9 protein-coding genes and 1 pseudogene are annotated in these 9,588 nt (G+C 70.0%); 3 read left to right on the forward strand and 7 right to left on the reverse strand.

Annotated elements, in window-relative coordinates:
* Positions 1-18: 18 nt before the first annotated feature.
* Together KUG41_RS13035 and thrS are read right to left on the reverse strand one after the other, a co-directional pair.
* Positions 19-1,056: a glucokinase gene (locus KUG41_RS13035; RefSeq protein WP_216904617.1), complete on the reverse strand. Its 1,038-nt coding sequence runs from the start codon at positions 1,054-1,056 to the stop codon at positions 19-21.
* Positions 1,053-2,885 (reverse strand): threonine--tRNA ligase, encoded by a 1,833-nt coding sequence (gene thrS, locus KUG41_RS13040; protein WP_216904618.1) that lies wholly within the window; start codon positions 2,883-2,885, stop codon positions 1,053-1,055. Before thrS ends, KUG41_RS13035 begins: the two co-directional genes overlap by 4 nt.
* Before the next feature lie 86 nt (positions 2,886-2,971).
* Here thrS and KUG41_RS13045 point away from each other — a divergent pair, with 86 nt between their 5' ends.
* Positions 2,972-3,490 carry a TM2 domain-containing protein gene (locus tag KUG41_RS13045; protein ID WP_216904619.1) on the forward strand — a complete coding sequence of 173 codons (519 nt, stop codon included), beginning with the start codon at positions 2,972-2,974 and terminating at the stop codon, positions 3,488-3,490.
* A 6-nt stretch (positions 3,491-3,496) separates the two neighbouring features.
* Here the strand turns inward: KUG41_RS13045 and KUG41_RS13050 are convergent, their stop codons facing one another.
* The 5 genes from KUG41_RS13050 to KUG41_RS13070 form a co-directional block, all read right to left on the reverse strand.
* Entirely contained in the window at positions 3,497-4,078 is a 582-nt protein-coding gene (locus KUG41_RS13050) for a muramidase (protein WP_371734140.1), read from the reverse strand.
* 321 nt (positions 4,079-4,399) lie between these two features.
* Positions 4,400-5,179 carry a hypothetical protein gene (locus KUG41_RS13055; RefSeq protein ID WP_216904621.1) on the reverse strand — a complete coding sequence of 260 codons (780 nt, stop codon included), beginning with the start codon at positions 5,177-5,179 and terminating at the stop codon, positions 4,400-4,402.
* A 232-nt stretch (positions 5,180-5,411) separates the two neighbouring features.
* Entirely contained in the window at positions 5,412-6,449 is a 1,038-nt protein-coding gene (gene trpS / locus KUG41_RS13060) for a tryptophan--tRNA ligase (protein ID WP_216904622.1), read from the reverse strand.
* Positions 6,446-6,970: a hypothetical protein gene (locus KUG41_RS13065; protein WP_216904623.1), complete on the reverse strand. Its 525-nt coding sequence runs from the start codon at positions 6,968-6,970 to the stop codon at positions 6,446-6,448. Before KUG41_RS13065 ends, trpS begins: the two co-directional genes overlap by 4 nt.
* Before the next feature lie 15 nt (positions 6,971-6,985).
* Positions 6,986-7,552, reverse strand: coding sequence for a hypothetical protein (locus tag KUG41_RS13070; RefSeq protein WP_371734141.1), 567 nt, complete (start codon positions 7,550-7,552; stop codon positions 6,986-6,988).
* A gap of 135 nt (positions 7,553-7,687) precedes the next feature.
* On the opposite strand from KUG41_RS13070, the gene KUG41_RS13075 reads away from it, so the two are divergent.
* Positions 7,688-9,073: a DUF697 domain-containing protein gene (locus KUG41_RS13075; protein ID WP_371734142.1), complete on the forward strand. Its 1,386-nt coding sequence runs from the start codon at positions 7,688-7,690 to the stop codon at positions 9,071-9,073.
* A 205-nt stretch (positions 9,074-9,278) separates the two neighbouring features.
* Positions 9,279-9,588, forward strand: a pseudogene (locus KUG41_RS13080) (photosystem II q(b) protein); the annotation flags it as partial.

Below are 9,588 nucleotides of genomic sequence, written 5' to 3' on the forward strand. Positions count from 1 at the left end.
CAGCCGGCCCATGTCCGCTCAGGCTGAGGCCAGCAGCATGCCGGCGCGGCAGGCGGCACTGAAGGTGCCCACCCCCGGATCCACCAGGGCCGTGATGGCCATCGGCTCCAGGGCCGACCGCAGACGCCCCTTGGTGAGCAATGGCTCCAGGAAGGCATCGCTGCGCAGGCCGTCGAGCAGCTTGGCGGCGGTGCCGCCGGCCAGCCACACCCCGCCGCGGCTCAGGCAGGCCAGGGCCAGGTCGCCGCAGACACTGCCGTAGGCCCCCAGCCACAGATCCATGGCCGCCGCTGCCAGACGGTCGCCGGCGGCGGCGGCCATGGCCACCTCCGCCGGCAGGTCGGCCACCGCCGGACCATCGCCGGAGGTGCTCCAGAGCCGGGCGCTGCGACTGAGCGGATGGTCGCCGTCGGGATGGCGCAGGCTGAGCAGCCAGCGGGCCACGTGGCCCAGGCCCGTGCCGCTCACCACGCGCTCGATCGAGACCCGCTCCAGGGCCAGGTCGGCCCGCAGCCATTGCTTGAGCTCCCATTCCTGCTGGTCGCGGGGGGCGAACTCCCCATGGGCGGCTTCGCTGGGGATCGCCTGCAGCCCCTCGCTGGTGGGGAGGCCCATGGCCACCCCCAGGCCCGTGCCGGCCCCCAGGATCAGCACCGGCGCCAGGGGATCCCGCGAGCCCTCCTTCACCCTCGCCGTCTGGTCGGGGGAGAGGTGGGGGAGGCCATAGATCAGCACGGCGAAGTCGTTCACCAGCTCCACCCGGGGCAGGCCGCAGCCGCTGGCCAGGGCGCCGGCATCCAGCTGCCAGGGCAGGTTGGTGAGCCGGGCCCGGCCTCCCTGCACCGGCCCGGCCACCGCGAAGCAGGCGGCGGCCACCGGCCCCCCGGCCTGCGCCCCGGGACCCTCGAGGAAATGGCGCACCATCGGGGCCAGGTCGTCCCAGGCGGCCGAGGGGTAGCGCTCCTCGAGCAGCAGCTCCGGCCGCTCCCCGCCCTGCCGCCAGAGGCTGAGCAGGGTCTTGGTGCCGCCGATGTCGCCGGCCAGCAGGAGGCTCATGCCAGCTCCAGGGTGGCCAGCCGGCCGGCATTGGCGGCGGCGGCGGCGGCCAGCAGAGCGTCGGCCGCCACGCTGCCCAGATCCCCCTGGCGGCGGCTGCGCAGGCTGACGCTGCGGGTCTCGGCCTCGCGGGCGCCGATCACGCCCAGCACGGGGATCTTCATCTGCTCGCCGTTGCGGATCAGCTTGCCCAGCCGCTCGCCGCTGTGGTCGATGGCGGCCCGGATGCCGGCGGCCATCAGCAGACCCCTGAGTTCCTCAGCCCAGGGCAGGGCCTCATCGGTGACCGGCAGAAGCCGCAGCTGCTCCGGCGCCAGCCAGAAGGGGAAGTCGCCGGCATAGTTCTCCACCATCACTCCGTAGAAGCGCTCCAGGGAGCCGAAGATGGCGCGGTGGATCATGATCGGCCGCGAGCGGCTGCCGTCGGCCGCCACGTACTCCAGGTTGAAGCGTTCCGGCAGGTTGAAGTCGAGCTGGATGGTGGAGCACTGCCACAGCCGGCCGATCGCATCCTCGATCTTGAGGTCGATCTTGGGGCCGTAGAAGGCACCGCCGCCCTCGTCCACCCGGTAGGCCCAGCCCTTGCGTTCCAGGGCCTCCACCAGGCCGGCGGTGGCCAGCTCCCAGACGGCGTCGTCGCCGATCGACTTCTCCGGCCGGGTGGAGAGGTGGATCTCGTAGCTGCGGAAATCGAAGGTGGAGAGGATCCGCTCGGTGAGGTTCAGCACCCGCAGGATCTCATCGGAGATCTGCTCCGGCAGGCAGAAGATATGGGCGTCGTCCTGGGTGAAGCCCCGCACCCGCATCAACCCGTGCATCACCCCGGGCCGCTCGTAGCGGTACACCGTCCCCAGCTCGGCCCAGCGGATCGGCAGCTCCCGGTAGGAACGCATCCGGCTGGCGAAGGTGAGCACATGGAAGGGGCAGTTCATCGGCTTGAGCTGGTACTGCCGCTCGTCCACCGCCATCGGGCCGAACATGCTCTCGCTGTAGAAGTCGAGGTGGCCCGAGGTCTTCCACAGGCTCAGGTCGGCCACGTGGGGGGTGTAGAGGAGCTCGTAGCCGTCCTCGAAGTGGGCCTGACGCCAGAAGTCCTCGATCAGCAGCCGCATGCGGGCGCCGCGGGGATGCCAGAACACCAGGCCGGCGCCCGCCTCCTCCTCGATCGAGAACAGATCCAGGTCGGTGCCCAGGCGCCGGTGGTCGCGGCGCAGGGCTTCCTCCTTGCGCCGTCTGTATTCCGCCAGCTGCTCCGGCGTTTCCCAGGCCGTGCCGTAGATGCGCTGCAGCTGGGCGCGCTTCTCATCGCCGCGCCAGTAGGCCCCGGCCACGCTCTCGAGGGCGAAGGCCTTGGGGTTGAGCTCGCCGGTGTGCTCCACGTGGGGGCCGGCACAGAGGTCCCACCACTGGTCGCCCAGGGTGTAGAGGGTGATGGGCTCGTTCAGGCCCGCGAGGATTTCGAGTTTGTAGGGCTCGTTCTGGGCCCGGATGCGCCGTTCCGCCTCCTCGCGGCTCACCTCGATGCGTTCCAGGGGCAGCCGGCGGCCGATGATCTTGCCCATCTCCTTCTGGATGGCCTTGAGATCGGCTTCGGTGAAGGGCTCCGGGTTGTCGAAGTCGTAATAGAAGCCCGTCTCGGTCCAGGGGCCGATGGTCACCTGGGCCTTCGGGAACAGCTTCTGCACCGCCATCGCCAGCACGTGGCTCATGGAATGGCGGATCTTCAGCAGCCGGGGGCTCTCGCTGGTCTTCGGCAGCGCGAGGGTCGCCCCATCGGCCGTGGCGGGGCTGGAGGCCGGTGGCACCGGCGAGGGGGGCGCGGACGTCATGGAGGGCATCTGTTGATGGCATGGTATCGAGGCTCCACCTGGCGCCCGGGCCGGACGGACGTAGGTTGAATCGGCTGAATCCAGTGATGGCCCCCCGACCCGCGCCGAGACCGGTCCCAGGATCAGCGTCCCCCGCTGGCCTGACGGCCCTGGATCGCCCGGCGGAGAAGCGCAGTGTCGCCCTCAGCTATCTGTTCTGGTGCACCTGCTTCGTGGGGGTGTGCGGGCTCCAGCGCTTCTACAACCGCAAACCCGCCAGTGGCGTGCTCTGGCTGCTCACCTTCGGGCTCTGCGGCATCGGCCAGCTGCTGGATCTGATCCTGGTGCCCGACATGGTGCGCCAGGCCAACCAGGCCCTGCTGCTGGAGGAGACCCTGGCAGGGACTGCTGCGGTGGCCTACCCACCGATCGAGCGCCAGTTGCTGCAACTGGCCAGGCGCACCGGTCCCACCGGCTTCACCCTCAACGACGCCCTGCTGGAGATGGAACTGCCTCCGGAGGCCAACAGCGCCGTGGTGACCGCGGAGATCGAGCGGCTGCTGCTCGATCACCTGCTGGATGTGGGCAATGACGAGCGGGGCCGGGTGGTCTACCGCGAACCCTGATCAGGCTCAGGCGCTGACCAGCCGCCGCTGCCGGTCGAGCTCCCGGTCGTAGAAGCGCTGCAGTTCCTCGCGGCTCTTCACCGGTTGTCCGTAGTGGCTGGCGCCCTGAAGCGTCGGCAGGGACGCCCACTCCGGCGCCAGACGCGCCAGGACGTCGGCGCTGAGGCCCTGGCGGTCGAAGCGCTTCAGGGCGCCGCGCTGCTGCACCAGATGCAGGGCCGCCTGATCCTGGCTTTCCGGACGGAAATCCCTGAGCCGCAGCCGCTGGGCCGCCCGCTTCCAGGTGGTGGGCAGGAACTGGTAGGCGCCGGCGGCGGCGCTGATGTAACGGCGTCGCACGGTGATCTCCGGATGACGGCTGAGGTCGCCGAAGCGGCCGCCCCCGTAGAGCACCTGGTATCCGGCGACGCTGCCGCCCTTCCAGGTGCCTTCGGCGTAGCGGATCGTGTTCAGCAGGGCCCGCCGCTCCGGGGTGATGCTGAAGGGGCCCGCTGCGGCGACCACCACCGGCGGCTTGACCACCGCTGGGGCGATGGTCGGGGCGGGTGGCGCTGGCCGGGCGCCCATCGGCAGCATCAGCAGCGCCACGACCAGGGCTAGTGGCCCGTGCTGCCGCGACACCGACGGAAACTGGGAAGCAAGACGCAAGGGCGGTCCGGAGGCAAGGGAGCCATGACCTTGCTCAGATCCGAGGCCTCCGGGCGATACCCCGCTGCCCGTACTGGACAGAACCACCCACACCGTGCTCTGGATTCCTCACCGAGCTGGGAGGTTTCGCACAGAATCTAGTCAGGACCAAGGAATTGTCCGCCGATGTCCAGCATGCGGGTGTCACCGGATCGGGACGCTGGGGGCTTGCCCCATCTGCGGCGAATGATCAGGTGTTGTGATCAATCCTTAAGTCTTTGTTCACCCTTCGCGGCGGCCCCGTCCGGCTGGAGTGATTCCATTTCGCGAGTCCCGCAGGCGCCGGCGCAGCTTCCGGCTCCAGCCGAAGCCGGCAGCGGCGCCCAGAAGAGGCACCGGACCGGGCACCGCAGTGCCAGGAGGGTCACCGGGAGCATCTCCGGGCCCACCTACGGGACGGGGGGTGCCGTACACCTCGACGCTGCCGGACCCGTTCCCCACGCTCTGGAATTTGGCGAAGCTGTAGTAGCCGCCGGTGGAGGGTTGATCGGATTTGAACACTGGGTTGGTGGCCAGCAGCGAACTGACGCTGAAGGGGCCCGCGCCCGTGTTGGTGACCTGGAAGGTCATCGTCTCGCCCCCATTCAGCGCCTTGTTCGGGTTGTTGTCCTGGGGCTTGAGATCAAAGAGCAGATCAAAGCGCTTGGTGGCCTGTCCGCCGCCACTCAGGGACTGGTTGTTCGTCCCCTGGCCACTGAGGGTTCCACAGGCGGATCCGGCGGTGGTGGCGACGTAGGCCGTACCCCCGGTGCTGCAGGTGGCAGAAAGCAAAAAGTTGCTGCTCGGGCTCAGGTTGAAGACCAGAGCGGTGAGGGTGTCGCCGTACGGAGCCGGCACCAGGTTCTCCACCAGCAGGGTCACCGTGTTGGCGATGGTGTCACTGAGCGTGACCCTGGCCCAGGGGCCGGGGGTGCTGACACTGCCGGGGGTGGCACCGGCACCGGGGACGAGGCCGCCGTACTCGAAGATGGCGGAGGCGGCATGGGCGGCCGAGGGACCCATTGCCAGGCTGGTGAGTCCTGTGAGGACAAGCCAACGATGAACATGCCTGCGTGCGGAGAGCCTCATGGGGAGTGGGATGCAGAACGCGGGTCCGACCGCAGCAGGATTGCAGAAATCTACACCCTGATCTCCCAGCAAATTCCAAGCCGGCTTTCACCAGGCATTCCATGACATTGCCCTGTGCTCCGGTGTCCGGCCCCCGCCGCTGTCCCGGGCTCAGGACCCCGTTGGTTCAGCCCCGCTCCAGGAACCCGAGGGCGGCGCGCACCCGCTCCAGCGTGGCCGTGGCGACGCCGGCAGCCCGCTCCCTGCCGGCGCGCAGCACCTGCTGGAGAGTGGCGGGATCACTGCGCAGTTCCAGGTAACGGGTCTGGAGGGGCCGCAGGGCCTCCACCGTGGCCTCCGCCAGCAGCGGCTTGAAGCTTCCCCAGCCCATGGAGGCGCATTCGGCAGCCGCATGCTCGCGGCTGCGGCCGGCCAGCAGGGCGTAGAGGCCGAGCAGGTTGTCGGCCTCGGGCCGTTCCGGATTGCCGAATTCCAGCCCCATCACCGGATCGGTCTTGGCCCGCTTGATCTTGCGTGTGATCACCTCCGGCGGATCCAGCAGAGTGATGCGGGAGCCCTCGTTGGGATCGCTCTTGCTCATCTTGCTGGTGCCGTCGGTGAGGCTCATCACCCGAGCCCCCTCCTTGAGGATCAGGGGTTCGGGCACCTTGAGGATGGGGTGCTCCCCGTCGGGGGCGAAGCGGGCATTGATCCGCTGCTGGGCGATGTCACGGGCGAGTTCCAGGTGCTGCTTCTGGTCCTCCCCCACCGGCACCCGGTCGGCGTCATAGAGAAGGATGTCGGCCGCCATCAGCACCGGGTAATCCAGCAGGCCCGCCGACACGTTGTCGCCCTGCTTCAGCGCCTTCTCCCTGAACTGGATCATGCGCTCCAGCCAGTTGAGCGGCGTGACGCAGTTGAGCAGCCAGCACAGCTCGCTGTGGGCGCTCACATGGCTCTGGACAAACACGGTGGAGCGTTGCGGATCGATGCCGCAGGCCAAGTAGAGCGCAGCGGTGCTGAGGGTGTCCTCCGCCAGGCGCCGGGGGTCGTGGGGCACGGTGATGGCGTGCAGGTCGACCACGCAGAAGAAGGTGTCGTGGCTGTCCTGCAGGTCCACCCAGTTGCGGATCGCCCCCAGCCAGTTGCCCAGGTGCAGCGCTCCTGTGGGCTGCACGCCGGACAGCACCCGGGGGCGCGCCGGCGTCGTGGCGGCTTCAGTCACGCCTCTGGGCTGGTGGTGACGTCGCCCTCGGCCTCGATCGGTTCGGCTGATGCGTTCGGCTCCTCGCCAGGTTCCGCTTGCGGCTCCGCCTCGGCTGGCTCGGGCTCGCTCGGCTCGACGGGGGCGGGGGGCTTGCTGGGCCGGGCGAAGGGATCGACCCGGGCGCCGCCACGGCCGCCGCGGCCCTCGGAGCGGGACTCGCCCTCCCCGCCGCGACGGGGTTCGCCGCCCCGGGGTGCCGGGCTGCGGGAGCCGGCCTGGGCCCGGTGTTCGGCCGCCAGGCCCTCGAGCTGACCCTTCTCCAGCTGGTCGGCCAGGGTGCGCAGGGCGAAGCCCAGCACGGCCACCGTGGAGCGCAGACCGAAGGCCTCCTGCAAGGCGCGGGCCGCCTGCATCTCGTTGTCGCTCAGGCGGATGCGGAAGCCGCCCGGCTCCCGGTTCGGTCCGGAACGGCCGCTCCGCTCGGGGGATTCCCGCCTTCCGGAGCCCACGGGAAGTGGAGTGTTGGTGTCGTCGGCCATCGCCGCAGCCTGCAATCAGGGGCAAGTGTCGCGCATCGGTGGTCGGAGTCCGTTGCCGTCGGGTTCCAGCCAGACCAGCCGGTGCCTGCCCCGGCGGGAGCTGCCTTCGCGGCGGGCCAGTACCAGCAGCGGCAGGGGCCGGGGAGACGCCTGTTCGAAGCGGTGCCGGTAGCCCCTGAGCAGGTCGAGGTAGGTCTCCAGGGTCCAGCCCTGGGTGCCCCGTTCCCGGGCCTCCCAGAAGTTCCGCAGGGCCTGCCGACAGGCCTCGGCACCGAAATCCTCCCAACAGAGACGTTCGGCCTCCCAGGCCGGCCGGCCGGCCGCCACCAGCTCCCGGTAGCGCTGCAGCTCGGGCGCCTCCTGGCTGCAGTCCGGTGGCAGGCGGTTGGCGAGATCCGCCACCGCCACCCGGCTCAGCCGCAGCCAGCAGCGCTCCAGCAGCAGCACCGGCAGTCCCCCGTGCCAGCGGTCGCTGCGGCGCAGCTCGTCATGGGCCTGGCGCACCCGGCACCACTGCTCCGCCAGCAGATACAGGTCCTCGGTTGTCGCCGCCGGGCCGGATCGGGCTTCGGAAGACGGCACAGATCGGGCAGGGAAGACAGTTGAATCATGCTTCGCCTGGCCCACTTCTGCAGGTATGGCTCCTTACGGCCCACGGTCGGGGGTGTGACCGCCGGCACTTCTGAGCTAGAGAGGCTTCGCCGCCGGCCCTCCCCCGTGACGCCCCCGGACCCCCTGCGCCCTGCCGCCCTCGCCTCCCTGCTCTCCACCGGTTGGGGACGACCGGCCCTGTTGCTGGCCGGCGGGGTCCTCGGAGGTGAACTGATCCTGCGGGCCCTGCCCGGCGAGGGCTTCGGTCTGGTCGGGCTCGGGGTGCTTGCCGGGGGCTGGTGGTGGCTGGGCCGTCGCTCCAGGACACCCCTGCAGCCGCGGCTGCCGCGCAGTTTCGATGGCTGGGTGCGGCGCTGCCAGGACCTGCTGGTCCAGTTCGAGCGACTGGAGGGGGAGGGCCCAGAGAACCGTGCCCGCCGCTGCCGGACCCTCACCGCCCTGCGGGAGGAGGGGGCCCGCGCCGGGCTCCATCTGGCCGTCGTCGGCTGCAGCACCCCCGAGGCCGGCTGGGGTCCCCCGTTCCAGCAGGGCCTGCGGGGGCCCCTGGCCCTGCGGCTGCAGTGGGGGGAAGCCCTGCCGGCAGTGAGTACCGAGCGCCGCTGGCCCGAAGGCTTTGCCGCTGCCGATGTGGTTCTCTTCCATCTGGCCACGCCCCTGCGGGCGGCCGATCTGCGTTGGCTGGAGACGGTGCCGGCCGCCCAGCCCCTGTGGCTGCTGGTGCGGCCGGACGTCTCCTGCGATCCCCAGGCCCTGGCAGCCGAACTGGCGAGCCAGTGGCCCGCTGCCGACCCCAGCCGGGTGCTGCTCTGGGAGGGCGGCCCCGAGCGGCTGACAGCCAGCCTGGAGCCTCTGGCCCGCTGGCTGGCCAGGGAGGGGTCGTCCCTGCGCAGCCTCACCCCCCTGCGACGCATCGAGACCCTGCATCGCCGCTGGCAGGCCGATCTGGAACGGCTGCGGCGCCAGCGGCTGGTGCAGCTGCAGCAGCGCACCCAGTGGCTGGTGGCCGCCGGGGTGTTCGCTGCGCCGCTGCCGAGCGTCGACCTGCTGGTGCTGGCGGCGGCCAACGGCTTGATGCTCCAGGAGATGGCCCGGCTGTGGGACTGCCCATGGAGCACGGAGCAACTCAAGGCCGCCGCCGTGGAGCTGGGACGGGCCTCCCTGCTGCTGGGGGTTGTGGAGTGGAGCAGCCAGGCCCTGTCGGCCGCCGTGCGGCTCCATGGCGCCACCTGGCTGGTGGGCGGTGCCCTCCAGGCCCTGAGCGCTGCTTACCTCACCCGGGTGGTGAGCCGCGCCATGGCCGATGTGCTGGCCCTTTCCGTGGGGGTGGACGCCCCGGATCTGGAGGCGATCAAACGGGAGGCTCCCCTGCTGGTGGCGCGGGCGGCCGAAGCGGAGAAACTCGACTGGGCCGGGTTCCTGCAGCAGGCCCGGACCTGGATCGGCCAGCAGCTCAGCTCGGGGGACCGAGGCGCCCAGCCGGCGTCTCCCTGATCACCGGTGCCTTGGATGGACGCAGGTTCATGACATCGCTTCATGAAGAGTTATTGAGCTGACGCTGATTTGCTTGAAGGATCTTTGCGGTCAGTGGGACCACGGGAATTTGTTACCTATCGTCATTAGACCCCCTCGTGGGGCATCCCCGAGGCCTTCCGGTCTCTTCCGTCGTCTTTCCTCTCTTACTTCCTCACTTACTTCCATGACCACCGCCCTTCGCAGCGGCCGCGCCGGAAGCTGGGACAGCTTCTGCGCCTGGGTCACCTCCACCAACAACCGCATTTATGTCGGTTGGTTCGGTGTGCTGATGATCCCCTGCCTGCTGGCCGCCACCATCTGCTTCATCGTCGCCTTCATCGCGGCACCCCCCGTCGACATCGACGGCATCCGTGAGCCCGTCGCCGGCTCGCTGATCTACGGCAACAACATCATCTCCGGCGCCGTTGTTCCTTCGAGCAACGCCATCGGCCTGCACTTCTACCCCATCTGGGAAGCCGCCAGCCTCGACGAGT

The organism is Synechococcus sp. CCY 9618, from assembly GCF_019038415.1.
GTDB lineage: Bacteria > Cyanobacteriota > Cyanobacteriia > PCC-6307 > Cyanobiaceae > Cyanobium.